The following is a 25,119-nucleotide window of genomic DNA, read 5'->3' on the forward strand; positions in this document are numbered from 1 at the left end:
ACCCTAAGGGATGATACGCGTATATTTTGTGCCTTCGAGTGTGGCGCCAAGGCGCAGACCAGTTTGCCCGAACACCACGGCGATCACTGGTGAAAGCGATGTGGTGGTCTCTGCGCGGAGCATTTCGCTCTGGTCGCTGATGGCATATTCAATATCGGCACCTGCAGCCCAACCGGGGGATTGGCGGAACTCCATCAATGCCTCTTGGGTCATGAAAAACAGCACGTGACTGTATTGCTGCGCGCCAATTTGCAGCCCGGCACTCCCCGAGGCAGCAGCGTAGTAATCGACAGTCGATTCACCAATCCGCAGCGCACCGCGTCCAAATGATCCACCGAGCCCAAGCCCGACTTCGGTGATCAGCGGCATGACCAACATTCCGTTGGCACGGCTCGCAAGGTCGCTAACACCAGGGTAGGATGCGTAAAGTGCATTCAAGGTCGTATCGACGCGCGCATCAATGGTGCTTGCGCCAGCGCCGCCAATCCCATTGCTACAAGCGCCCAGAGTTGACGTTGCCACCGCACCGAGCGCAAAACTGCGCCGTGAAATGAAATCCATGTGATCCACCTTATTTTACCTGTTTTGAGACGTTTTTCCGTCTCTTATAAATCGAACTATAGATGAACGGCGTAACACTGTCACCATTTGGTTTTACGCCCCCTAAAACCGACCCATACGCTAAATCTTGCCGCTCAACTAATTCAGCGCTATACACGCTTAAGGATTGACCCGCTTGGCGATTAGCTCATAAGGTGAAGTGCTGCGATGGCTTTAGACTCTGGAGATCTCTTGTTTGTTGGTTGGGACGCCGACAACGAAGATATTGCATTCATCGCAACGACAGATATCGCGGCTGGTGAAATCATCTATTTTACCGACGACGAGCGCGACGCGTCAGGCTTTTTTGGCAGTGAACAATTGATGGAATGGACGGTTCCAGTAGGTGGTATATCGGCTGGTACAGTCGTGACGATCGATATGGATCCTGTCGCCGATACCGTTACTTTTGATGCTGGTGGTACTGTCGACTATATCACAGGTGGCTACCAAATCGCGACGCAAAACGAAATGTTTTGGGCGTTTCAGGGTACGCGCGTTGGTGACGACGTAACGGCCACAAATTATATCGCCGTGATTGCCAACGAGGCCGATGGCACTGACACGCAGACACCAAATCTAACCGGCACCGGTTTGACGACCAGTAACGGCGCGTTGATAATCGATGGTGACGAAGACATTATGGAATGGACGGGCGACGCCAGTTTGCCTGATCCTGTCCAGCAAAGTGACTTGATCGATTCGATCATGGACACGAACAACTGGACTACCGCTGATGGCACTGGAAATCAGAACCCGGGCGGCGGCTTCGATATCGATGATCAAAGCGTTGTCTGTTTCGCGCTTGGTACACGGATTGCGACGCCAAATTGCACGACAAAGATCGAAGATTTTCGCATCGGTGATTTGGTGACGACCGCTTCGGGGGCGGATACACCGATACAGTGGATCGGGCATATTCACATTCCCGCAGATCGATTGGCGCAAAATCCGAAACTTCGCCCCATTCGTATTACCGCCGGTGCACTTGGGCACGGATTACCTACACGCGACTTGCTTGTGTCGCGTCAGCACCGGCTTTTGGTGTCGTCCAAAATTTCTGAGCGGATGTTTGGTGTTTCAGAGGTTCTTGTCGCAGCCATTCGGCTTGTTGGTATTCCGGGCATCTATATTGACAAAACGGTCACGGAAATCACGTATTTCCACATTCTATGCACCGAACACGTTGTCCTTTTTGCCGAAGGCGCGCCCGCAGAAAGCCTTTTGCTTGGCGAGCAGGCGCGCGTTGCACTGCCTGCTGCGGCTGTTGAAGAGCTTACAACGCTTTTTCCACACCAATGCAGCGCGGATATATCGCGCGCAGCGCATTAAGAATGACATCCGCACCAAGACAAAACGCGCTGGTGGCGCGGCATCGCAAAAATCAAAAACCGCTTTTGCAAAGTTTCGCGGGAAACCCGAAAAATACCCTACATTAATGCGCCAACAGCTTTGCGACACGTGGTGCGAAATAGGTCAATACACCGTCACAGCCCGCGCGTTTGAACGCCAATAAGCTTTCCATCATGACTGCATCGCCATCAAGCCAGCCATTTTGTGCCGCCGCCTGCAACATCGCGTATTCACCGCTGACTTGATAGGCGAATGTCGGCACGCCAAACCCGTCTTTGACGCGGCGGCAAATATCCAAATAGGGCATACCGGGTTTGACCATGACCATATCCGCGCCCTCGGACAGATCGCGTTCCACAAGGCGCAGCGCCTCGTCTGAATTTCCCGGATCCATTTGGTAGGTTTTCTTATCACCAGCGAGCGCCGATGATGCCCCGACCGCATCCCGAAACGGCCCATAAAACGCAGAGGCGTATTTGGCGGTATAGCTTAGGATTGCGACATTCTGATACCCGGCGGTTTCAAGCCCCGCACGGATCGCGCCAATCCGCCCATCCATCATATCAGACGGCCCCAGAATATCGGCCCCGGCTTCCGCTTGTGCCAGCGCCATTTTCACCAGCGCTTCAACTGTGCGGTCATTGACGATTTCGCCGTTTTCGACAAACCCGTCGTGGCCGTTGATATTGTAGGGATCAAGCGCGATATCGGTCATCACAGCGATTTCAGGTGCCGCTGATTTGATCGCGCGAATGGCTTGGTTTGTGAGGTTGTTTGGGTCCCACGCCATGGCGCAATCTTCGGTGCGGGCGTCCATCCCAGTGTATGGAAAGATGCACATCGCACGAATACCAAGCGCTTGCGCCTCGATCGCGGCTTTGGCGATCCGGTCAACGGTCTTGCGCGTCACCCCGGGCATAGAGGCAATCGGCGTTTCCGTGTCCACGCCATCCATCACAAACACCGGCCAAATCAAGTCATCCACGCTCAGAGAATTCTGCCGTGTCAGTGCCCGCAAGCTAGCAGATTTACGATTGCGCCGCATTCGGGTGGCCGGAAAAGATGCGATGGTAGGTTTCATGACATGCCTTCTTGTGTGCTTAAGTCTTGGTCGCACGGTTTTTTGCACTTCACAAGTCTGGGCATCGGGCAAACAGGTCGTTAAGCTAACGAATAAGCGCAAGAAGAATTGGGGCAGTGCTTTGGATCTAAACGATGTTTTTTCGCGGATACTCAGCTTTCAGACATTTTCGAACCTTTGGTATTGGTTGGCTGTGTGCACCTCATGGATGATCGCCTGTTATTGGGTTGTGGGTGTGCCGCTTGATATGATCCACCGGGCCCGACGGCATGGCGGGCAGGCTGCGCAAGATCTCGAAATACTGGTTGCCGTGAACGTGCGACGTTTGCAGATGTTTACTCAGTGGGACCGGATCGCATCCGTCGGTTTCGCCACATTTATCCTGACGTCGGTTACGGTCTCGGCGTTTTTCTATGAGTTTGAAGTCGCCAAGGGTTTGTTCTTCATTCTAATCCCCATCACAATTGCCATGTTGGTGAACATCTATGCTGCGGAACATTTGCACGACGCGCCGCGCGAAGGCAGCGCACTTATCAAATATTTGATACTTGTCCGGCTTTGGATACAGGTGGTCGCGATGGTCGCGATTTTTATCTCTGTTACCTATGGCATGTTCTTTAACCTGACGCAGCCACTCGGGTACTAGGCGGTTGACACGCGGCGCGGGCAGGGTAGGTCATCGGCCATGATAAACAACACGCATATCACCGTTTCTGGCGCGCCCGAAGGGCATGACGCGCGGCTCATTTTGGCCGAATTGTCCAGGGGCGCACCCGTTGTACATATCGCGCGCGATGACAAACGACTTGCGGCTATGCAAGCAGCGCTCGCATTTTTTGCACCTGATATCCCGGTATTTACCTTCCCAGCATGGGACTGTTTACCTTACGACCGGGCATCGCCAAACGCCAATGTTTCTGCTGCACGGATGGCCACGCTTGCGGCGCTGACCCATGGAATGCCAGAAAAGTTCATTCTGCTGACTTCACTGGCTGCTGCCACACAACGCGTACCCGCACGCAGCATCCTGCGCGAAGCTGCGTTTCAGGCCACCGTTGGGCAGCGTATGGACGAAGCCGCTTTGCGTAACTTCCTAGTCCGCATGGGCTTTACCCAAAGCCCCACAGTGATGGAACCTGGCGACTATGCCGTGCGCGGCGGAATCATTGATATCTATGCGCCCGGTCATGCAGGGCCTGTACGGCTTGATCTTTTTGGTGATGTTTTGGACGGCGCGCGCCGCTTTGACCCCGCAACCCAGCGGACAACCGAAAAACTGACTGAAATCGAACTGGCACCTGTGTCCGAGGTGATCTTGGATGAGGCAGCAATCACACGGTTTCGCCAAAACTATAGGATCGAATTTGGCGCGGCTGGCACCGATGATCCCCTATACGAGGCCGTCAGCGCAGGGCGCAAACACGCCGGCATCGAACATTGGCTCGGGTTCTTTCAGGACGATCTGGAAACCTTGTTCGACTATTTGCCGCGTACGACAGTGACGCTGGATGACCAGATGGGCCCGATGCGATTGGCCCGTTGGGAGAGCGTCGCCGACCAATATGGCACACGCATGCATGCGTTGAGCCAAAAGGGCCGTATGGACAGCGTCTATAAACCTGCCCCGCCAGCACTGCTTTACCTTGATGACGCCGCATGGGACGCCGCTGTAGCCAACCACCGTGTGTTGCAGCTTTCGCCGCTCAAGCAAGCAACAGGCATGGGGGTCATCGATGCAGGCGCACGGATTGGCCGCAACTTTGCGCCGGAACGGCAGCAAGAAGATATCAATCTTTTCAGTGCTCTGGCGACACATGTAAAGGCGCGACTGCTGCATGGACCAGTGGTCATCGCATCCTATTCCGAAGGTGCGCGCGAACGACTTGAAGGGTTGATCGCTGACGAAGGCATTCCTGAAACCGTCTTAGTCAAAGATTACAGCCGTGTCGGCAAATCAGGTGTGCATTTGGCGGTTTGGCCGTTAGATCACGGATTCGAAGCCCCTGATTTGACAGTGATTTCGGAACAAGACGTCTTGGGCGACCGTTTAATCCGGCAAACAAAGCGCAAACGCCGGGCCGAGAATTTCCTATCCGAGGCGAACAGTCTAACCCCCGGTGATTTAGTGGTCCATGTAGATCACGGCGTGGGGCGCTTCAAAGGGATGGAGGTCGTCACTGCTTTGGGCGCGGCCCATGAATGCCTGCTGATTGAATACGCCGAAGATTCAAAGCTATATCTACCCGTTGAAAATATCGAACTGCTGTCAAAATACGGCCATGACACCGGGCTGCTGGACAAATTGGGCGGCGGCGCGTGGCAGGCTAAAAAGGCCAAACTGAAAGAACGCATTCGCCAAATTGCTGAACGGTTGATCCGTGTCGCGGCCGAACGCGAGCTGCGCACAGCGCCCGCGATGGACCCGCCAGATGGGCTTTGGGATCAGTTTTTGGCGCGGTTCCCATATGTTGAAACCGATGACCAATTGGCCGCAATTGCCGATGTGCTTGAAGACCTTGCCGCTGGCAAGCCAATGGACCGTCTGATTTGCGGCGATGTGGGTTTTGGTAAGACCGAAGTCGCCATTCGCGCGGCTTTTGTCGCGGCGCTTGCTGGGATTCAGGTGGCCATCATTGCCCCCACGACATTGCTTGCCCGTCAACATTATCAAAGCTTTACAGAACGTTTTCGCGGCTTTCCCGTCAACGTACGGCCCTTGTCGCGGTTTGTGTCCGCGAAGGATGCTGCCCTGACGCGCGACGGGATTACCAAAGGCACAGTCGATATTGTCGTTGGCACCCACGCGCTATTGGCGAAAGGCGTGCGGTTCAAAAACCTTGGCATGATCGTCATTGATGAAGAACAGAAATTTGGGGTCCAGCACAAAGAACGCTTGAAACAATTACGGACAGATGTGCACGTGTTGACGCTGACCGCGACGCCGATTCCACGCACGTTACAGCTGTCGTTGTCGGGTGTGCGCGATCTATCGATCATTGGCACGCCGCCGATCGACCGTTTGGCAATCCGTACCTATGTTAGCGAATTTGACAGCGTGACCATACGCGAAGCCTTGCTGCGTGAACATTACCGGGGCGGGCAGTCGTTTATCGTTGTGCCACGCATCGCTGATATGCCCGAGATGGAAGAGTTTCTGAAAACGCAGATGCCGGAAATTAGCTATATCACGGCCACGGGTCAGATGGCGGCGGGCGAGCTAGATGACCGGATGAACGCGTTTTATGATGGCAAATACGACGTGCTTTTGGCCACGACGATTGTCGAATCTGGGCTTGATATTCCGACGGCCAATACGATGATTGTCTGGCGGTCTGATATGTTCGGCCTGTCACAGCTTTACCAAATTCGCGGACGCGTTGGGCGCTCAAAAACCCGCGCATATGCGTATTTGACCACAAAACCACGCCAAAAACTGACGGATACAGCGCAAAAACGCCTGCGTGTTTTGGGATCGATTGATAGTCTTGGCGCGGGCTTTACCCTGGCCAGTCAAGATCTGGACATTCGCGGCGCGGGGAACTTGCTGGGCGAAGAGCAATCAGGCCAAATTCGCGAGGTTGGCTATGAGCTATATCAGCAGATGCTTGAAGACCAAATCGCCGCAATCAAATCAGGTGACGCTGAAGGCATTATTGATGACGGGCAATGGGCACCGCAGATTAACCTTGGCGTGCCGGTGCTGATCCCCGAAGATTACGTGCCCGATTTGGATGTGCGTTTGGGGCTTTACCGCCGTCTGTCGGAGCTGACTACCAAGGTTGAGCTTGAAGGTTTTGCCGCTGAAATGATTGATCGCTTTGGAAAATTGCCACGTGAGGTCAATACGTTGATGTTGGTGGTGCGGATCAAGGCGATGTGTAAACGCGCTGGGATCGCGAAATTGGATGCAGGTCCCAAGGGCGCTACGATCCAATTCCATAACGATAAATTTGCCTCTCCGCAGGGGTTGGTCGAATTCGTGCATGCCCAAAACGGGCAGGCGAAGGTCAAAGAAAACAAGATTGTTGTGTTGCAGGACTGGTCCAAAGAACGCGATAAAATTCAAGGTGCGTTTAACATTGCCCGCGCCTTGGCACAAAAACTGACTGATGAGAAAAAGAAAAAGGCCGGGTAAACCCGGCCTGATTTTTTGAGTATTTTTGGCAAGATGATATTGGGGAGCTATTCCTCGCCCGGGCGTTTGATCATTGTTGTCAGCCAAAGTGCGAGGCTCGCGCAAACCAGCGCGCCATAAGCCATAGGCATCGGCGTGCCATCAAACATCAGCGCTACCGGGGCCGCGATGATCACCGCGCCAACCGTTGCCACAGCTGCGATCACCGAAGCCGCGAGCCCGGCAATATGCCCCATTTCTTCCATTGCAAGCGCGTTCAGGTTACCGATTGTCAGTCCGGCCTGAAAGAAGTTCCCAAGGACCCAAATGACATAGGCCCCAAAGCTCAGCCAATACGGGCCATCAAATAGGGTAACCAAAATCAGCATGAGCGTCAGAAAAATCTGCGCGGTATACATCGTCTTGATGATAGCGCGCATCCCAAGGCGCACCACGAGGCGTGCGTTAACCACACTGGCAGTCGAAGCGCAGATCGCGATACCACCGAACCAGAGGTGGAAATGCTCTGCTTGACCAAATGTCTGGTCAAACACCTGCTGCGTCGATGAGATTAACGTGAACAACATGCCAAAGGTCAGCGTCTGGACCAAGATCGACAGGCGCGCCGTGCGATGAACGAACATTTCGTGCACTGCCGATCCAATAGATTTCATACTAAGTGGGCGTCGCTTTTCGGGGGTCAATGTTTCTGGCTGCCGCAGAAGAAGCCACAGCAATACGGCGGCTGCAAAAACGACAAATGCACCGAATATGCCCCGCCAACCAAAGCCGATGATGACATAGTGCCCGATCGTGGGCGCAAGTGCTGGCACAATCGAAAACACAAGCATCACAAATGACATTATCCGTGCCATTTCCCGTCCGCTGTAAAGATCACGCACCAGTGCCATTGCCACAACACGCGGACCGGCAGCGCCAAGGCCTTGGATCACGCGGGCGAGCAGCATGATCTCAATGCTTTGTGACTGCCATGCGATCACACAGGCGGTGATATAAATCAACGCCCCACCGACCATCACGGGCTTGCGGCCAAATGCATCGGACAAGGGCCCGGTGAACAGCGTGCCAATCCCCATACCGAACACAAAGCTGGTGATAATGAGCTGCGCGCGGTTCAGATGCAGCGGCGTGAGTTCCTGTCCAATTTGGGGCAGTGCGGGTAACATCGCGTCGATTGAAAACGCCACGGTCGCGGCAAGCATTGCCATAAGCGCAATAAATTCAGTTTGGGGCAGTCGTTTCATTTTTCAGGTCCATCAAAAAGCAAAGTAGTGTCGCCACGACAGGCAACGGGTCGCGGTGTTTCACCGCATTGCTTATGGGGCCGCCGAAATGCGGTGATGATCATTGGTGTGCCATGCAGGCTGCGGAGCAGTCATGCGCCGTTTTCGAGTTTATCCATGATTTCGGTGATCACGGTTTTCCAGACTTCAGGGGGCTGTGCACCGGGCACGGCGTGTTGTTGTGCCACAATAAATGTCGGTACAGAATTGACCCCCATTTCGCGGCTATGTTTGTCGCGCGCACGGATATCGGCGGTGTCGGCATCCGAGGCCAGCAGCTTGGTCACTGTCGCCGCATCCATTTCGGCGGTATCGGCAATATCGGCAAGGACTTCGTGATTGCTGATATCACGCCCTTCGACGAAATAGGCTTTGAACAACAGATCGACCACAAAGGTCTGACGCTGTTCAATCCCGGCCCAGTGAATTAATCGATGCGCATCAATCGTATTGGGGGTGATCTTTATCCCATCAAAATTAATATACGCGCCGGTTTTTTCGGCGTGTTCCACCACGGGGGCATAGGCACGCACGGCGGCTTCTTTGCCGCCAAATTTGGTTTCCAGATATTCGCGGCGATCCATGCCACCCGCAGGCATATCCGGGTTCAATTGAAACGGATGCCATTCCATGACAAACGGATGGTCCGGAAAGTCTAACAAAGCCTTATCAAGATTGGTTTTGCCGATGTAGCACCAGGGGCAGATCGGATCGGAAATAATGTCGAGCTTGACCATCTGGGCCTCCTGCCGTGTCAAATCTTATGGGTTTACGCGGATAACCTTACAAATTTCATGCAAGCGGGTGCCGCGCGCTGACGCACTGATACCATGTTAGCGCCAAAGAACCAGTGCAATTGCTGTGCAGCACAGCACAACATATCCTAAATTTGGTGCGTGTCAGAGTTGCAAGCCTCTGATCGCCTGCATAAAAGAAGCGGTATGAGCGAAAATGACCCAACAAAACTGATCCGTGTTGCCCATGAAAATGGCGATAGTACGATTGCACAGCCACTTGATTTAGGTGCCCGCGTGCGCGAATTGCGCAAGGCCCGCAGCTGGACCTTAGAACAGGCCGCGCAGCAGGCTGGGTTGGCCCGGTCCACCCTGTCAAAGATCGAGAACGGTCAGATGTCGCCGACTTACGATGCGCTCAAGAAGCTAGCCGTAGGGTTGGAAATATCAGTTCCACAACTGTTTACCCCCCCGTCCAAAGGGCAGGTGAACGGGCGTATGGCTGTTACCCGTAACGGCGATGAGGGCACCAAAATCACCACGACGTATGAACATGCTTTGCTGGCCGAAACATTGACCACTAAGAAAATGCTGCCCTACCGCGCCCGCGTGCGTGCCAGATCGATGGATGATTTTGAGGGCTGGGTGCGCCATGACGGCGAAGAGTTTCTGTATGTTCTGACGGGTCAGGTGCGTCTATTCACAGAATTCTATGAACCCATCGATCTGAGCCGGGGCGATAACGCCTATTATGATGCATCAATGGGCCATAATGTTGTGTCAATTAGCCAAGACGACGCGAGCATTTTATGGGTCACGTCGCTGACTTAGTGTGATTTAATTTTCTGCGTACCACCAGACGTCTGGCTGCCAACCGGGCCAATCCCCCATGACCGGCATCGTTTCGGGGTGATGCAGGTTTTTGTCATGGGCGATGCGCGACACGTTCCATTGGTAGAACGGGATTACATAGCGCCCCGCCGTCAACAGCCGATCCATGGCGCGCACGGAAGCGACAAAATCGTCTTGGTTCGGTGAATTCAGCATGCGATCGACCATCGCATCCATCGCAGACGATTCCACCCCCATCAGGTTCCGCCCACCGGGCGTATCTACGTTTTCCTGGCCAAAATAGAGATACAACTCATTGCCAGGCGACAGCGTAACGCCGCGACGATAGTAGGTCATATCAAAATCGTAAGCATCTGTACGTTCTTTATACTGTGGCCCGTCGGCCTGCGCGATCGTCATGGAAATACCCATAGATTCGAGCGTCTGCGCATACATATCCGCCATTGTCACATGTTCTGAACTGCCTTGTTTGAGCAAAAGTTCAAATGCAAACGGTTGCCCGGATTCATTCGTCATAACGCCGTCTTGGATGGTCCATCCCGCGGCCTCGAATTGCGCCAGTGCAACGCCCATATCCGCGCGGTTACGCTGGCTATCGTCACCTGCGGGCAACGCATATCCTTCTAATGTCCCTGGCAGAAGATCATCGGCGAAAGGTGCGAGCAGTTCTACGACGCGCCCGGTTGCCGGACCGGTTTGCATACCCAGCGGTGAATTCCCCCAATAGGATTCAATGCGCGGCTGCGCCATGCCCGTTGCCGCATCGTTGATGATCTGGAAATTGAACGCATGCAACATCGCGTCGCGCACACGCCAATCGTCAAAAAGCGGGTTACGTGTGTTCATTACAAACCCTGTCATTCCCGTTGGACGGCCATGCGCCAAGACAGATTTCACGACGTCGCCAGCTTGAACGGCAGGGAAATTATAGCGGCTGTCCCAACGTGCAATGCTGAATTCACGGGTGAAATTGACCTCTCCGGCGGTGAACGCTTCAAAGGCGGGGGTTTCATCACCAAAGAATTCTAACCGAATTTCATCGAGGTTGAATGTACCCCGGCGAAACGGGATATCCGCCCCCCAGTAATCAGGGTTGCGTTCTAAGGAAATAAACCGACCCGGTTCATAATCAGCGATCACCATGGGCGACGACGTGATCGGCACGATGTCGAGACTGCTTTGCTCAAAATCTATGCCATCCCATTGTGCCTTTTTCAGGATCGGGCGTAGGCCAGCCAAAAGAGCCAGTTCGCGATCTGCGCTATTAAAGGTGAACCGCACCGTACCCGGGCGCACCTCTGTGAGGCTTTCTACCTTGTCCCAAAACCCCCGGTAACGTGCGTGCCCTTGGGTCCCCAATGTTTCAAATGACCAGATGACATCTTCGACCGTGACCGGGCTACCGTCGCTAAATTCGGCCGCCGGGTTGAGCGTAAATTCAACCCATTCGCGATTCGGTCCAGCCTCAATCGATTCGGCCAAGACACCGTAAAGTGTGAAAGGTTCATCCAAGCTACGTCCCATCAGGCTTTCGCCGACCAAATAGCGAAGCTGCCAAGGCACGCTTCCTTTGGTGATGTACGGGTTTAAACTGTCAAAGCCGCCGACCTCAGCAGTGACCATCCGGCCACCGGTGGGCGCGTCTGGGTTTGCATAGGGCAGGGACACAAAATCATGTGGTAAGGCCGGATCCCCATACATAGCTATGCCATGCTGGGGTTCGGCGGAGGCAAGTGTGCCCGCTGCGACAAGCGCAATACTTGCACAAAATCCGCGCCAATTGCGTGTTCGATGTGATGCCATAATTGTGATGCCCCATAGTTTTGAATCGATTGCTCTCAAAGACCGTAATGCGGCTTTTGTGTGTTTTCAAACTTTTAGCTTGGACCCCTGTGGCAGATTGCTTATAAAGGGGTCACTGCTCGATAGGTTTCTTGCCTGTATGAAACCTGCCTCAATAACTTCACGCCCGCCTTGTGCGGGCGTTTTTTTATTGGCGATCCCAATGCACAGTGACCTTTGCAGTTGCAGCATATAGAGTGAGTCGCAAAGCATCATGACGGAGCAAATATCATGTCACTAACCGGAAAAACCGCCGTTATTACCGGCTCAAATTCAGGCATCGGGCTGGGTGTCGCGCGCGAATTGGCCAAAGCTGGCGTGAATGTGGTGCTCAATTCCTACACTGACAACGCTGAGGATCACGCGTTGGCCGCCGAAATCGCCGCGCAAACCGACGTGACGGCCCGCTATATTCAGGCCGACATGTCCAAAGGCGATGACTGTCGACGCCTGATCGCGGACGCAGGGTCCTGTGATATTTTGGTAAACAACGCCGGTATCCAACATGTCGCCCCGGTCGAAGAATTTCCGGGCAGCAAATGGGATGCGATCATCGCCATTAACCTGAGTTCGACTTTTCACACCACCGCCGCCGCAATCACAGGCATGCGCGCCAAGGGCTGGGGCCGGATCATCAACATTGCCTCGGCGCATGGTCTGACAGCGTCACCCTATAAATCCGCCTATGTCGCGGCCAAACACGGGGTTGTCGGGTTGACCAAAACCATCGGGCTAGAGACCGCGCAAGAGCCAATCACCTGTAACGCCATCTGTCCGGGCTATGTGCTGACCCCATTGGTCGAATCGCAAATCCCCGACACGATGAAAGAATACGACATGACCCGCGAAGAGGTGATTAAAAATGTCATGTTAAAGCGGCAACCGTCCAAAGCGTTCGCCACGACAGAACAATTAGGCGGCACAGCGCTGTATCTGTGTTCAGACGCGGCCGCGCAGGTTACAGGCACAACCATTAGCGTCGATGGCGGTTGGACCGCATTGTGAAACGGATCAATCTGGCACTGCAAGGCGGCGGCGCGCATGGGGCGTTTACTTGGGGTGTTCTGTCTCGGATTTTGGCTGAAGAAGATATCGAAATTGCCGCGATATCAGGAACATCTGCCGGGGCGCTTAATGCGGCGGCGCTCAAGTCCGGCTGGGTTGCGGGCGGACGCCAAGGCGCGATTGATAACCTTGATTGGCTTTGGGGGCAGGTCGGGGCCGTCACCGATCCCTATTTTTCCGCGTGGATGTCGACACTTGGGCCGACTGCCCAACATTGGGCAAAATCGCTGCATTATTCGCCGCTTTATACAGCAGTTGATTTCACGTCGCGGCTTATGTCGCCTTATGACTTTGGGATGGCAGGGAAAAATCCGCTCGCGAGCATCGTTGACCAATTTCACTATGATAAAGTCTGTGGCGACGCGGGACCTGAATTACATATCTGTGCGACAAATGTGCGATCCGGCAAAATACGCGTCTTTGCAGGTGACGAGATTTCCTCCGATGTGATCTTGGCCTCGGCCTGCCTGCCAAGCCTGTTTAAAGCGGTGGAATTTATCGACCCGAAAACCGGCGAATCCGAAGCCTTTTGGGACGGGGGCTATACGGGCAACCCGGCGCTTTTTCCCTTGTTTGAAAAGCACCTGCCAGACGATATTTTGATCGTAAATATCAACCCGCTTTATCGCGATGCGCTGCCCACTGATGTGCAATCGATCCAGAACCGGATTAACGAGATAAGCTTTAACAGCTCACTTTTACGCGAATTGCGCGCCATCGATTTTGTTAAACGGCTCATCACCGATGGGGCCGTTCCCGCAGGCGCGATGAAAAATGTGCTGGTGCATATGATCGCAGATGATGCGCTGATGAATGATCTCAATGTGGCCACGAAAACCATCGCAACGCCCGTTGTCCTCGCACGGTTACGCGCAGCAGGAGAAGAGGCCGCTGATGCATTTTTGGCTGCACATAAAAAAGACCTAAATCAGCAAAGCACGGTCGATCTGACGGATATGTTTAGCTAAGCAGTTTAAACGCGAGCGCCCACATCACCAAAGCGATCACCACATCCAATATCTGCCAGGCTTTGGCTGATTGCATCACGGGTGCCAGCAAGCGTGCGCCATATCCTAACCCAAAGAAAAAGATGAAGGATGATGTGACAGCGCCAATGGTAAAGGCCGTTTTTATTGGCACGGTTGTGAATTGAACCGAAATCGCCCCGATCAGCCCCAAAGTATCCAGATAGACATGCGGGTTAAGCCATGTCAGGGCAGCACCAGTGGCCAGCGTCGCCCAAAGCCCAGCCGATTGGCCCGCGATTTGCATCGCATATTCACCTTTATAGGCGGCCCAAAGCCGCATCGCACCGTAAACGATCAAAAACGCGGCACCGCCCCATGTCATAAACTCTGGTAATTGCGGGTACATTTCGGTGATCACACCAAACCCCAAAACCCCGGCCACGATCAAGATCGCGTCAGAACCCGCACAGAGTAAACACAAGTAAAATACGTGGCTGCGTGTCAACCCTTGGCGCAAAACAAACGCGTTTTGCGCGCCAATCGCGAGGATCAGGCTAAAGGCGGTCGCAAATCCCGTCAGTGCAGCGCCAATCACCTAAGACGCATCCGCAATCGCTGTTTCGGCGTTTTGGGGGGGAGGATAAACAAGACCCGCAGAAATCACGAGCTTGGCCGCATCTTCAACCGTCATATCAAGCACTTTGACCTCGCGCTGCGGCAAAAACAGCAAGAACCCGGATGTTGGGTTCGGCGTGGTCGGCAAAAATACGGTGACAAAGGGTTCACCATCCGAAAGCTTTGCGTCAATTTCACCTTTTGCGTTGATAGAAATGAACGCTATCGCCCAAATGCCCTTGCGCGGGTATTCAACCAAACAAGCCCGATCAAACGAGGTGTCGCGCTGCGAAAACACGGTTTCGGCAAGCTGCTTTGCGGCATTGTAGATCGACCGCACCACGGGCATCCGATCAACATAGCCTTCACCAAAGCGCAAAAATGATCGGCCAATCAATCCCTTGCCGATCCAGCCAACCATCATAGTGAAGAACAAAAAGATAAACACGCCAATGCCACGGACGTTGACCGTGATTTTGTCAGCGCCTTCAAGGCCCAGAATGCGGTTCACCAATTCTTCGGGTTGGTAGGCGTTGGGCACGAACGGCCAAACCCAGCTATCAATCCAACCAACCACGGTCCAAATCAGCCAAAACGTCAGCCCAATCGGCGCGACGATAATTAACCCCGCAAGGAAATTGCCGCGCAGCCGCGCAAAGATACGCAATTTGCCACGGCGTTTGGTTTCGTCTGGAGTTGCGTCAATCATATTGCTGTCTCAAATGGCTTTGCAAACATCTAGGCACTGCGCAGGCGCGCCACAAGCTTAGGTCACATCTTGAACGCTTAATTTCGTCATATTGATTGCAATTTGTGCAGCAAGCCGCGCGTTGTTCCGTACGAGCGCTATATTCGCCGTAAGCGATTGCCCATCTGTTAGCTCAAAAATGCGCCCTAGCAAAAATGGGGTGACCTGTTTTGCACTGACATTTTGCGCTTCCGCCTCTGACAGTGCTTGGGCGATAATTGGGGCCAAAACATCTGCGGGAATTTGGTCTTCTTGGGGGATCGGATTTGCAATCAACTGTCCGCCGCTCAGCCCCATGGCGCTGCGCGTGATCTGCGCGCGCGCGATATCAACTGCGCTGTCCATCCGCAGCGGGGCGGCCAAACTAGATTGCGCAGACCAGAACGCGGGCAGCGTGTCTTGCCCATAGGCAATAACAGGGACTCCTAGGGTTTCAAGCACTTCAAACGTCTTTGGCAGATCAAGGATCGCCTTGGCGCCCGCGCCAACAACGGTCACCGGGGTTTGTGCCAATTCTTGAAGGTCTGCAGAGATATCAAAGCTAAGTTCCGCGCCCCGGTGAACGCCGCCGATGCCACCCGTCGCAAAGACGTGAATACCCGCCAGATTGGCCGCAATCATTGTGGCCGCGACTGTGGTTGCGCCTGTGCCGCCTGTCGCAATGCAGGCCGCCATATCAGCGCGCGATAGTTTGGCGACGTCTTTGGCCTGCCCCAGCGCGTCAAGTTCGGCGGGTTCCAATCCAACGTGTAGCAATCCATCAATGACGGCGATCGTTGCCGGGACAGCACCCGCAGTCCGCACATCATCTTCGACCAACCGTGCAGTTTGAACGTTTTGCGGGAAGGGCATGCCGTGAGTGATGATGGTGCTTTCAAGGGCGACGATCGGCAAGCCTTCGGCGCGGGCATGGGCAACTTCGGTGCTGTAATGAATAGAAATTGTCATAGGGGTGTTTCTCCAGAAACGTAAGTTGCAGCGGCGTTAAGCGCGCGTGTCAGGGCGGCAGGGCGGTCCATGCCCTCTGCCTCAGACGCGATATGCGCCGCCATGAATGTATCGCCTGCGCCGGTCACACGGGTCACCATAACAGCAGGCGGGGTTTGTGTGATCACGTCACCGCCTGTGCCCTCAGACGCAGATTTGCCGCCATCGGTGACCAAAACGCGATATGCGCCGCGATCCATCAGCGCAGCGCAAGCGCTGGCGCTGTCGTCAAATACTGTATGACACAGCAACCCGGCCTCTTCGAGGTTCACATAAAGCGTCGCCGAAGGGTGACCAAGCAGCGCGAGTAAGCGTTCGGCCTTACCGGGCGACGCAGGGGCCACCCGTAAATCAGCCAATTGGAACAAAGGCGATGCAGCAATCACCTGTAGCAATTCAACCGTCAGGTTCCCGTCTAGCGCCACGGTCCCAGTATAGGGGGTTTCAGCCGTGCCTAAGGCTCCATCAGCCAAAGGGCGCAAAATTTTGTCGCCCGCAGCTTCTAAAGAGTGGGCATCAGCGATCGCCGCAATCAATCCGTTTGCGCCTTCGATGGCCATATAGACATCGGTGGGCAGGTCATCTGAGCGGTAGATATAGTCGCAAGCCATACCCATGCGCTTGGCCTCTGCCACCAATTCTTCACCCTCTGCGTCGCGACCAATGGCGGTAAGCAGGGCAGGGGTCATGCCAAAACGTCGCAATGTCATTGCAATGTTCATTGCCACGCCGCCGGGCAGACGGGTGATACGCCCCGGCACATCAGACCCCACGCGCATTGAACTGGCGGTGCGTCCGATCACATCCCACAGGACGGATCCAATACAAAGAATATCTGCGTTTTGTGTCATAGCCCCGTTCTGACTTAGCGCTGCCCGATGCACAAGCACCCGTCACACGCCATCGCGTGCCATTTGACGAATTTTTACGGCCTTTTCAAAATGATCCAACCTATGGGTTTCGATCCACCATGTAGCGGCTTGCATTAAAAGTGCAGGATCATCGTTTTTATTGGCAAAGAACGCGTAGAACGACAGGCCGACTTTGTCGCCCTTTTGCGCGATTTTCTGGTCGCAAACAGCGATGATTTTTTGACGTAGCTGTTCGTTCACTCCGGCACCCCAAAAGTAAGATTGGCCCAAAGTGTTTCCCATACAGCGCCAGTTTCATCCGCGAGCGCCTCACTTGGTTCGCGCAAAACAACTGCATCCACCATATAGCTATAGCCCGCCTGAACCGGGAATGTCGCGATACCTTCGGCGTTGGTGCGGAAATAGGTGATCGTCACTTCATCTGCGTTAGATTTTTCAAACACTTCAATCTGCACGTCTGCGCGCACATCGTGCTGGTAATACAATTGCACAGAAAACCCATCTGACAGATCATCAGTATAGGGGTTGGTTAAAGCCACCAATTCCGTCTCTAACCCCGTGCGACGGTCGGCACCGACACTATCACCCACACCAATCAAGGTTTTAGAATAACGTGAATATACTTCCTCAAATTCAACTTCGGGTAAATCACGGGCTTGGTGTTGGGTCAGGACATCGCCGAAATCTTTGTGATCTACAAAACCCTGAAAATCTTCCCATGTTTTATAGCCAACTGTCGCATTGCGCGCCTGATAAGCCACGATATTTAGCCCTTCGGCGACGGGTGGCAGGTTCAACGCAGGGCGATCCCCCATACGACCCGGCACATTTTGCGCCAGATCACCTGAAATGGCCACAAAGTGTTCAAATCGTTGCGGTAAATAGACTTGCGCGGTGCCGCCGAAATCCTGTCCGTTGACAATATCTGCTTGCAGATTAACGTCAGGCGATATCTGATAGGTCGTAGGTTCGATCCAAAATTCATGTGCTGACGCGGGCAGCGCCGACACCAACAAGAGAAATGAGACAATGCGCATCAATGTTTCCTTATCCAACATCTTAAAGGTTGCTTTTCAGGCCCTGATGTCAAGCATCATCACGTTGATTGTGATGTCTGCACCGTTACGTGCGCATGAGGTATTGCCCAGCATTTTGAATTTGCGCGCCGACGATGGCATCATCCTCATCGAAATTGACGTGAACGCCGAAGCGATCCTAGCGAGCATTGATCTGAGCAGTATTGTCGATACTGACAACGCTGAAAACGCATCAGGATACGATGCCTTGCGCGCGCTTAGTCCGCAGGAAATAGCCAATAGGTTTGACGCAAATTGGGCGACTTTCATATCTAACTTTACGGTATTGGCTGACGGTGAACCGATCACATTTCGGGACAATGGGACAATCGTTTATCCTGCCGATAATGACGAGGCCGTTCGGATCACGCGGTTAAGCCTCGTTGGTGAATATCCGGTCGATGCGACTGAATTTCAGGTCGGATGGGCCGGGATTTATGGGACATTGATTGTCCGTCAAAACGACATTGCCAATGCGCCGTTTACCGGCACCGTATCAGGTGGCGAACTCACCCCGCCATTTTTGATTAACGGTGGGTCTGCACAGACGGGTTGGCAGGTGTTCGCCAGCTATATCCCCATCGGCTTTGACCATATCGTCCCCAAAGGCTTGGATCATATCCTGTTTGTGCTGGGCCTGTTTTTCCTTGCTGCGCGGATGAAGCCACTGCTGGTGCAAGTCTCGCTGTTTACTCTTGCCCATACGATCACGCTTGCACTGGCCGCGCTGGGGCACACATCGTTTCTTGATGATTTCTTCCTCAATACGTTCAACATTGAATTTATCGCCATTGTTGAGCCGCTCATCGCCTTATCGATTGCATATGTCGCTGTTGAAAACATTTTCACCAAGGGGTTAAGCCCGTGGCGGCCCTATGTGATTTTTGCCTTTGGGCTGTTGCACGGGCTTGGGTTTGCATCTGTTTTGGCCGAATTCGGCTTGCCAGAGCACGCGTTTGTTCCGGCACTCATTGGCTTTAACGTCGGGGTCGAAGTTGGGCAGCTTGCGGTGATCGCGGTGATGTTTGCTTGCGTCTGGCAGGCACTCCGTGTGGATCGCGGTAAAAACGAAGTGATGCAGGGGTTTGTCCTTTATGGCGTGTTTTTTGTCGCGGCTATTGCGCTCATCGCGCTGAACCCACCAGTGCTGCAAGCGCTGGCCGAAGGGCCTGTGTGGCTGTTTGCAGGACCTCTCGCGCTCGTGTTTGCGCTTTGCGCACTGTCGATCCATTTTCGCGATCATGTCGCTGCCTACCGCCAAATTGTTGCGATCCCGGCATCCGTCGCGATTGCAGTGATCGGGGCCTATTGGTTCATTGAACGCGCATTTCTGTAAGTTTTGACCAAAACCCACCCCAAAAGGGTTGCGCCGGGGACAAACCCCGGCTAAAGGGCGGCTACTTAATCCCGCAGGCGGGGGCGGGTCCAATGGGGAGAAATCCCAAAGGATCCACCGGTTGGGCAATTGCCTAATCCCCCGCTGAGGTTGAAACCGGAAAAGGAAAAAAGACATGGCTCTTCCTGAGTTCTCCATGCGCCAACTGCTTGAAGCAGGCGTACACTTTGGTCACCAGACCGCACGCTGGAACCCTAAAATGGGTCAGTACATCTACGGCTCACGTAACGGCATCCACATCATGGATCTGACACAGACTGTTCCAATGCTGGATCAAGCGCTGAACGTTATCCGTGACACTGTCGCAAAAGGCGGCCGCGTTCTTTTCGTTGGCACAAAGCGTCAAGCTGCGAAACCAATCATGGAAGCTGCCGAGAAATCCGCACAGTTCTACATGAACCACCGTTGGTTGGGCGGCACACTCACAAACTGGCAGACTGTTTCTAAGTCGATCAACCGTTTGAAAGCGATTGACGAAGCGTCAGCAGCTGGCTTCGCTGGCCTGACCAAAAAAGAACGTCTTGGCATGGAACGTGAGCAAGGCAAACTCGAAGCATCATTGGGCGGTATCCGCGAAATGGGCGGCGTGCCTGACCTGATCTTCGTGATCGACGTCAACAAAGAAGACCTGGCCATCGCAGAAGCCAAAAAACTGGGCATCCCAGTTGTCGCTGTTGTTGATACGAACTGTTCACCTGACGGCGTTGATTACGTCATTCCAGGCAACGATGACGCGGCACGCGCAATTGCGCTTTACACCGATTTGGCTGCACGTGCAGCGCTTGACGGTATGTCCGCACAGTTGGGTGCAGCTGGCGTTGACATGGGTGCCATGGAAGAGTTCGCAGAAGAAGTTGTCGCTGAAGAAGCCGCAGCTGAGTAAGCGTCACAAAACAGTGGGGTAGGGGCGGTATTCCCTACCTCCAGATATTATGAATTCCGCTAAGGAGAAGTAACATGGCAATCACCGCTGCAATGGTGAAAGAACTGCGCGACAGCACGGGCGCAGGCATGATGGACGCGAAAAAAGCGCTGACAGAAAACAATGGCGACATGGAAGCCTCTGTCGATTGGCTGCGTACCAAAGGTCTTGCAAAGGCTGCGAAAAAATCTGGCCGCACTGCGGCTGAAGGTCTTGTCGCTGTAGCTGTCAAAGACGGCAAAGGGATCGCTGTTGAAGTGAACTCTGAAACCGACTTTGTTGGTAAAAATGCTGATTTCCAAAAAATGGTCGCTGGCATTGCTGACGTCGCATTGGGTGTGTCTGACATCGATGCGTTGAAAGCAGCTGACATGGGCGGCAAAACCGTCGAGCAGACTGTGACAGACGCAGTTGCCGTGATCGGCGAAAATATGTCCGTGCGCCGGATGTCCGCGCTCGAAGGTCAGCAAGTTGTGAACTACGTGCATAACGCTGCGGCACCTGGCATGGGTAACATCGGTGTTTTGGTTGCGCTGAACGGCGATAACGAAGCATTCGGCCGTCAGGTTGCGATGCACATTGCTGCTGCAAACCCTGCGTCTTTGTCCGAAGCTGATCTTGACCCGGCTGTTGTCGAAAAAGAAAAGCAGGTCCAGATGGACATCGCACGCGAATCTGGCAAGCCAGAAGCCGTGATCGAAAAAATGATCGTTGGCCGTATGAAAAAATACATGGCCGAAGTGACTTTGCTGAACCAGCAATTCGTTGTGAACCCAGATCTGACCGTTGCGGCAGCAGCCAAAGAAGCTGGCGTTGAAATCACAGGCTACGCACGCGTGGCGGTTGGTGAAGGCATCGAAAAAGTCGAAGAAGATTTTGCCGCTGAAGTTGCAAAACTGAACGGCTAATTCGCGGCACAATCGTACGATGATTTAGGCCTCGGTGGATTTCCAACGGGGCCTTTTTACATTTAAACGGTGTCTTGGAAATGACGCGACACCGTGCTCGGGAAAAGACACGGTGCCGCTTTGATCTATGTGCGTCCTAATTTCGGGACGAGAACGCACACTATCAATTGTGCTGGTGCGATAGGCAAACCCATAACACCAGCGTCCGGAAAACCGGCACGAATTGGAGTGCCTTGAAATCACAAGGGGTCCAAACCGCTGTTCCCAGGCCCAAGGCCACCACTCACGGAACTTCTATAGTTTGTCAAATAATGGCGGTTCATTAAAGTCAGGGAAACCTGACCTCGCGCATGTTTATAACGTTTCACGCGGCGTCATAAGAACGATCGTTACAAAACTGTCAAAACTCGAGCGCCATACGCCGAATCAATGCACTTACAACTCGGCGTCGATCACGAACATCTGGTTATAAAATGCAGCCTTAAGCACCGCTTGCGCGGTTGTTTCCACGTCTAATGCCTCGCGGGCAAGCCGCAGGTGTTTTTCGACTGTCGCGGGGGTCAGTCCTAGCAAAATCGCGATGTCTTGGGTTGTCTTACCGTCACCAACCCATTGCAAAACTTCGCGTTGCCGTTTGGTAAGATGGCGTTCGCCAGTATAGGGCAGGGTGAGCAGTTTCAGGTGCATGACGTTATTCATCACGATGATTTCGTCACCATGCTGCGCCCATACCTGTTCGACGGCATCTTGCGTCATGCCCGGCTTGGCCGTAAGAGCAATCGCCCCTTTGGTGCGTTCTGAAATTGACCGAAAGCTAACTGTATAGCCAGCGGTCACATTCATTTTGCGGTTAAACTCCATCACACGCGCTTCGCTTTGCGTGAGGTTGTCGATCCGTTTCATATCCATCATCCAGCGCCAGCTACAGGCACCGTCATTGGCCAAGGCCCATTTCAACATGGGGGCGTGATAATAGTAGGACTCGTCGAAAAACACCTGCATGTATTCAGGCGTTTGATTTGACAAAAGCACCCAATCTTGCGGGTCCCCAAGCGAACTGGACGTGCGGTAGCGCGTGTAACCATACATCACCCGGTCGAACCCATAGGCGTCCATTTGCTCTGTATGCAGGGTCCAAAGGTCTTCGACCGTGCGCGCGTTGGTCAACTTTGACAACTGTTCAACAAGTGTTCTCATAGGGGGTCACCCAAATAGTCAGCTATGGCTTGCATCGCCAGCGGATAGCCCGCCGCGCCAAATCCGCAAATCTGTCCGACGCAAACTTTAGAGATATAAGAGGTTTGACGAAACTCTTCGCGCGCGTGAATATTGGACAGGTGCAGCTCAATCACCGGTAACATGATACTTGAAATCGCATCCATGAGCGCAATCGACGTATGCGTATAAGCGCCTGCATTTAAAATAACGCCGTCATATGTGCCGCGCGCAGCGTGCAGCATGTCGATCATTTCGCCTTCATGATTGGTCTGCGCAAACACGACGGTAAGACCAAGCGTATCCGCCTGCGTCAAACAGAGGTTTTCAATGTCTTGTAAGGTCGTCGGCCCGTACACCTCAGGCTGGCGGGTGCCAAGCAGGTTCAAATTTGGGCCATTCAAGATCAAGATAGAATGCGTCATGGGCACCCCATAGCATCTTTAACTTACTGGTCAAAAGGGAAAATGGACGCAGGCGCTATTGCTTAAACACCGGGTCCGGTCGGACCATCGTTACGCGTGGATCCTTCGCGAGGCGCAGCAGGTCCTTTTTGTAGAGATTGGTCAAATGTTCACGTTCCCAATCCGACCAAGGGTCAAAGCCCTTGTTGGTCTTGTCCCGAGGATATCGGTCCTGAATCTCTCGGCGTGCGTCGACAGCTGCCTGAACCCCATCGGAAAGCATAAGGTTTTGGATTACTTCGACCGCACGATGCGACGCTGTCGGACGTGGGTTCTGGTCCTTTGGCGAACGAAACTTGCCGACGTCAATTTCTGGTCCCGCAATATTACTCAAAATTTGGTTTGCCATCATCGGGTTACTACGAAAATCTTCAAACGCCCAAATATAGATTTGCGCTTGGGGAAAGTAAGTTTTTACACGGTCTATAACTCCGTTCCACATCGGAAACCTCGTAATCACCTTGTCGACCATCGAATGAGTCAAAATTGGAGGGGAGCTGTCTGCTCGAATTGATCGAAAGTATTCAACGTAGGCTGCAGCGAAAAAATCTGCATAGTTTCTTACGGACAAGTGAACTTCGCGTACTGGAAACGGGATTTCACGCGCGGAGACCATCATAAAGGCGTCTTTGAAGCGGTATAAACGCCCGAATTTAACACAGTTCCCACAATGGCCCGCCAAGTTTTCGTCGCTTAAAATCAGCCTATCAGGCGCGCGCTCAACAATAGGCTCAAAGAATTTTAGCGTTATCTCGCGAAGAGTTTCATCATCAATGAATTTTTTACGTGGAAAACCGGTATGTTGGTGCGCGTTCCGTTGACAGGGCACTGTAAATTGTTCACGCATTTCGCGGTGCGGCACATAGTAAACACCCCGCTTGTCCATAAAGTTCTTATTGCGCTGCAAGATACGTTGCAGATAAGTGGACGCTGTTTTGTGAAAGCCACCATGTAGCACGACATATGGTTCGTTCATTTTTGATTGCCTGCCGCGGATTTTAGTGCGCGGCGATACTGTCGAAAACTTTTGCGAACCCGCAAGCCCATCTGTTCACGCCCGCTTTCAGTAAAGTAGTTTTGCAAAGCGCCCGCATACCAAGGCAACTGCCGTCGCCCCCGGTACAGCTGGTAAAACATCGGTTCAGTGATCTCACCAAACAGCCCGGCATGCATCAGGGGTTTAAGGGCGTCGATCTTACGGAGGAAAACGGCCGATTTATGATTTGAATACCAACACTTATATGGCGTGACATTTGCACCTGCTATGCGTTCAAAATGCTTATGGTCCGGTGCGAAATAGGGATCATAAAACACGCTAACCGGTCCGCATTTATCCAAAATTCCGCGCGCATCGCTTAACGGAAGCGTCCAATCTTGCCGCCGACCGATCCAATAGCGATCTTCCCACGGGACCAATTCCGGATCGAGGGTCGACTGCGGATTAAACGCCAAAACATGCGCGCCGGGCACCAGCGAGGCAAAGACAAGCGCGGCAAATCCCCCCATTGATGTGCCCGCAAAGACGACACGTTCATAGCCGTCGAAAAAACCACTATCGGCGAGCTGTTGCATCCGGTTGATCAACTGCGGATCGCGGTACCATTGCTTGCCATGCGCCAAGACCCCGAGATGCGACACATGATGATCCAGCGCAAACTTATACGCCCAAGGCACCCGTTCCGGACTCTTGTCGGCGACGTTCGAAAGATTGTCGAATGTTACCAAAAGAATGGGTCGCAAGCGCCTGAGAAACATCAATGAATGGCGATTTGATTTTTCAATGAATCCGATCCCATCGCCGCCGGGCGCGAGCTCTGAAAACCACAAAGGGAGCTGGGCGCCTAGCTGCGCAGCTGCACCATCAACATCTTCACTTTCGTCTGAAGGCGGAGTATCTTGCATATTGGCCCTTTGATCCTATCGCGGCCTAAGCTAAGCGGTTCGGCGCGCTAAGAAAACCAATTAATCTGCGGTACAGCTATGGTTTGGCACCGTTTTAAGCA

24 protein-coding genes are annotated in these 25,119 nt (G+C 53.4%); 9 read left to right on the forward strand and 15 right to left on the reverse strand.

The genetic code is table 11. The annotated features are described in order from the left end of the window. Nucleotides 1-3 precede the first annotated feature (3 nt). Entirely contained in the window at nucleotides 4-561 is a 558-nt protein-coding gene (locus DS901_RS06740) for a YSC84-related protein (protein WP_113776179.1), read from the reverse strand. 207 nt (nucleotides 562-768) lie between these two features. On the opposite strand from DS901_RS06740, the gene DS901_RS06745 reads away from it, so the two are divergent. Continuing rightward, nucleotides 769-1,932: a Hint domain-containing protein gene (locus DS901_RS06745; protein ID WP_113776180.1), complete on the forward strand. Its 1,164-nt coding sequence runs from the start codon at nucleotides 769-771 to the stop codon at nucleotides 1,930-1,932. A gap of 103 nt (nucleotides 1,933-2,035) precedes the next feature. On the opposite strand, the gene hemB is transcribed toward DS901_RS06745, so the two are convergent. Continuing rightward, nucleotides 2,036-3,034 (reverse strand): porphobilinogen synthase, encoded by a 999-nt coding sequence (gene hemB / locus DS901_RS06750; RefSeq protein WP_113776181.1) that lies wholly within the window; start codon nucleotides 3,032-3,034, stop codon nucleotides 2,036-2,038. 121 nt (nucleotides 3,035-3,155) lie between these two features. On the opposite strand from hemB, the gene DS901_RS06755 reads away from it, so the two are divergent. Continuing rightward, nucleotides 3,156-3,680 (forward strand): hypothetical protein, encoded by a 525-nt coding sequence (locus tag DS901_RS06755; RefSeq protein ID WP_147249875.1) that lies wholly within the window; start codon nucleotides 3,156-3,158, stop codon nucleotides 3,678-3,680. A gap of 39 nt (nucleotides 3,681-3,719) precedes the next feature. After that, entirely contained in the window at nucleotides 3,720-7,169 is a 3,450-nt protein-coding gene (gene mfd / locus DS901_RS06760; RefSeq protein ID WP_113776183.1) for a transcription-repair coupling factor, read from the forward strand. Nucleotides 7,170-7,216: 47 nt separating this feature from the next. Here mfd and DS901_RS06765 read toward each other — a convergent pair whose 3' ends face one another. Continuing rightward, a complete protein-coding gene (locus tag DS901_RS06765) occupies nucleotides 7,217-8,413 on the reverse strand; it encodes a multidrug effflux MFS transporter (RefSeq protein ID WP_113776184.1) in 1,197 nt (398 codons plus the stop codon). A gap of 131 nt (nucleotides 8,414-8,544) precedes the next feature. Beyond that, nucleotides 8,545-9,189, reverse strand: a complete 645-nt coding sequence (locus DS901_RS06770; RefSeq protein WP_113776185.1) for a DsbA family oxidoreductase — start codon at nucleotides 9,187-9,189, stop codon at nucleotides 8,545-8,547. A gap of 204 nt (nucleotides 9,190-9,393) precedes the next feature. On the opposite strand from DS901_RS06770, the gene DS901_RS06775 reads away from it, so the two are divergent. Next, nucleotides 9,394-10,017 (forward strand): helix-turn-helix domain-containing protein, encoded by a 624-nt coding sequence (locus tag DS901_RS06775; protein ID WP_113776186.1) that lies wholly within the window; start codon nucleotides 9,394-9,396, stop codon nucleotides 10,015-10,017. Nucleotides 10,018-10,023: 6 nt separating this feature from the next. Here DS901_RS06775 and DS901_RS06780 read toward each other — a convergent pair whose 3' ends face one another. Next, the gene (locus DS901_RS06780) at nucleotides 10,024-11,841 is read right to left on the reverse strand and encodes an extracellular solute-binding protein (RefSeq protein WP_303396718.1); all 1,818 of its coding nucleotides are present in this window, start codon (nucleotides 11,839-11,841) and stop codon (nucleotides 10,024-10,026) included. A gap of 270 nt (nucleotides 11,842-12,111) precedes the next feature. Between DS901_RS06780 and DS901_RS06790 the strand changes: the two genes are divergently transcribed. Beyond that, entirely contained in the window at nucleotides 12,112-12,885 is a 774-nt protein-coding gene (locus tag DS901_RS06790) for a 3-hydroxybutyrate dehydrogenase (RefSeq protein WP_113776188.1), read from the forward strand. Further along, nucleotides 12,882-13,913, forward strand: a complete 1,032-nt coding sequence (locus DS901_RS06795) for a patatin-like phospholipase family protein (RefSeq protein WP_113776519.1) — start codon at nucleotides 12,882-12,884, stop codon at nucleotides 13,911-13,913. Before DS901_RS06790 ends, DS901_RS06795 begins: the two co-directional genes overlap by 4 nt. Here the strand turns inward: DS901_RS06795 and DS901_RS06800 are convergent. The 6 genes from DS901_RS06800 to DS901_RS06825 are packed head-to-tail and all read right to left on the reverse strand — an operon-like array spanning nucleotide 13,906 to nucleotide 18,172. Continuing rightward, the gene (locus DS901_RS06800) at nucleotides 13,906-14,508 is read right to left on the reverse strand and encodes a LysE/ArgO family amino acid transporter (protein WP_113776189.1); all 603 of its coding nucleotides are present in this window, start codon (nucleotides 14,506-14,508) and stop codon (nucleotides 13,906-13,908) included. The genes DS901_RS06795 and DS901_RS06800 overlap by 8 nt on opposite strands. Beyond that, the gene (locus tag DS901_RS06805) at nucleotides 14,509-15,237 is read right to left on the reverse strand and encodes a DUF502 domain-containing protein (protein ID WP_113776190.1); all 729 of its coding nucleotides are present in this window, start codon (nucleotides 15,235-15,237) and stop codon (nucleotides 14,509-14,511) included. It lies immediately after the preceding gene. A gap of 57 nt (nucleotides 15,238-15,294) precedes the next feature. Continuing rightward, a complete protein-coding gene (locus DS901_RS06810; protein ID WP_113776191.1) occupies nucleotides 15,295-16,224 on the reverse strand; it encodes a pseudouridine-5'-phosphate glycosidase in 930 nt (309 codons plus the stop codon). Further along, nucleotides 16,221-17,114 carry a PfkB family carbohydrate kinase gene (locus DS901_RS06815; protein ID WP_113776192.1) on the reverse strand — a complete coding sequence of 298 codons (894 nt, stop codon included), beginning with the start codon at nucleotides 17,112-17,114 and terminating at the stop codon, nucleotides 16,221-16,223. The genes DS901_RS06810 and DS901_RS06815 overlap by 4 nt, the downstream gene beginning before the upstream one ends. Nucleotides 17,115-17,156: 42 nt before the next feature. Beyond that, on the reverse strand, nucleotides 17,157-17,375 hold the full coding sequence (locus DS901_RS06820) for a DUF6500 family protein (RefSeq protein WP_113776193.1): 219 nt from the start codon (nucleotides 17,373-17,375) through the stop codon (nucleotides 17,157-17,159). After that, nucleotides 17,372-18,172, reverse strand: a complete 801-nt coding sequence (locus tag DS901_RS06825; RefSeq protein ID WP_113776520.1) for a DUF4198 domain-containing protein — start codon at nucleotides 18,170-18,172, stop codon at nucleotides 17,372-17,374. Before DS901_RS06825 ends, DS901_RS06820 begins: the two co-directional genes overlap by 4 nt. 46 nt (nucleotides 18,173-18,218) lie before the next feature. Between DS901_RS06825 and DS901_RS06830 the strand changes: the two genes are divergently transcribed. From DS901_RS06830 to tsf, 3 genes are all read left to right on the forward strand, one after another. Further along, the gene (locus DS901_RS06830; protein ID WP_258546669.1) at nucleotides 18,219-19,547 is read left to right on the forward strand and encodes a HupE/UreJ family protein; all 1,329 of its coding nucleotides are present in this window, start codon (nucleotides 18,219-18,221) and stop codon (nucleotides 19,545-19,547) included. Between the two features lie 175 nt (nucleotides 19,548-19,722). Continuing rightward, nucleotides 19,723-20,490 carry a 30S ribosomal protein S2 gene (gene rpsB, locus DS901_RS06835; RefSeq protein WP_113776194.1) on the forward strand — a complete coding sequence of 256 codons (768 nt, stop codon included), beginning with the start codon at nucleotides 19,723-19,725 and terminating at the stop codon, nucleotides 20,488-20,490. Between the two features lie 74 nt (nucleotides 20,491-20,564). After that, the gene (gene tsf / locus DS901_RS06840; RefSeq protein WP_113776195.1) at nucleotides 20,565-21,437 is read left to right on the forward strand and encodes a translation elongation factor Ts; all 873 of its coding nucleotides are present in this window, start codon (nucleotides 20,565-20,567) and stop codon (nucleotides 21,435-21,437) included. Between the two features lie 435 nt (nucleotides 21,438-21,872). Here tsf and DS901_RS06845 read toward each other — a convergent pair whose 3' ends face one another. The 4 genes from DS901_RS06845 to DS901_RS06860 all read right to left on the reverse strand — a co-directional run bounded on the left by DS901_RS06845 (nucleotide 21,873) and on the right by DS901_RS06860 (nucleotide 25,018). Continuing rightward, on the reverse strand, nucleotides 21,873-22,634 hold the full coding sequence (locus DS901_RS06845) for a helix-turn-helix transcriptional regulator (protein ID WP_113776196.1): 762 nt from the start codon (nucleotides 22,632-22,634) through the stop codon (nucleotides 21,873-21,875). Beyond that, on the reverse strand, nucleotides 22,631-23,077 hold the full coding sequence (gene aroQ, locus DS901_RS06850) for a type II 3-dehydroquinate dehydratase (protein WP_113776197.1): 447 nt from the start codon (nucleotides 23,075-23,077) through the stop codon (nucleotides 22,631-22,633). The genes DS901_RS06845 and aroQ overlap by 4 nt, the downstream gene beginning before the upstream one ends. A 55-nt stretch (nucleotides 23,078-23,132) precedes the next feature. After that, nucleotides 23,133-24,023: a hypothetical protein gene (locus DS901_RS06855; RefSeq protein WP_147249876.1), complete on the reverse strand. Its 891-nt coding sequence runs from the start codon at nucleotides 24,021-24,023 to the stop codon at nucleotides 23,133-23,135. Nucleotides 24,024-24,088: 65 nt separating this feature from the next. Next, nucleotides 24,089-25,018: a hypothetical protein gene (locus tag DS901_RS06860; protein WP_113776199.1), complete on the reverse strand. Its 930-nt coding sequence runs from the start codon at nucleotides 25,016-25,018 to the stop codon at nucleotides 24,089-24,091. Nucleotides 25,019-25,119: the final 101 nt, after the last annotated feature.

Source organism: Loktanella sp. D2R18 (assembly GCF_003318235.1).
Lineage (GTDB): Bacteria > Pseudomonadota > Alphaproteobacteria > Rhodobacterales > Rhodobacteraceae > Yoonia.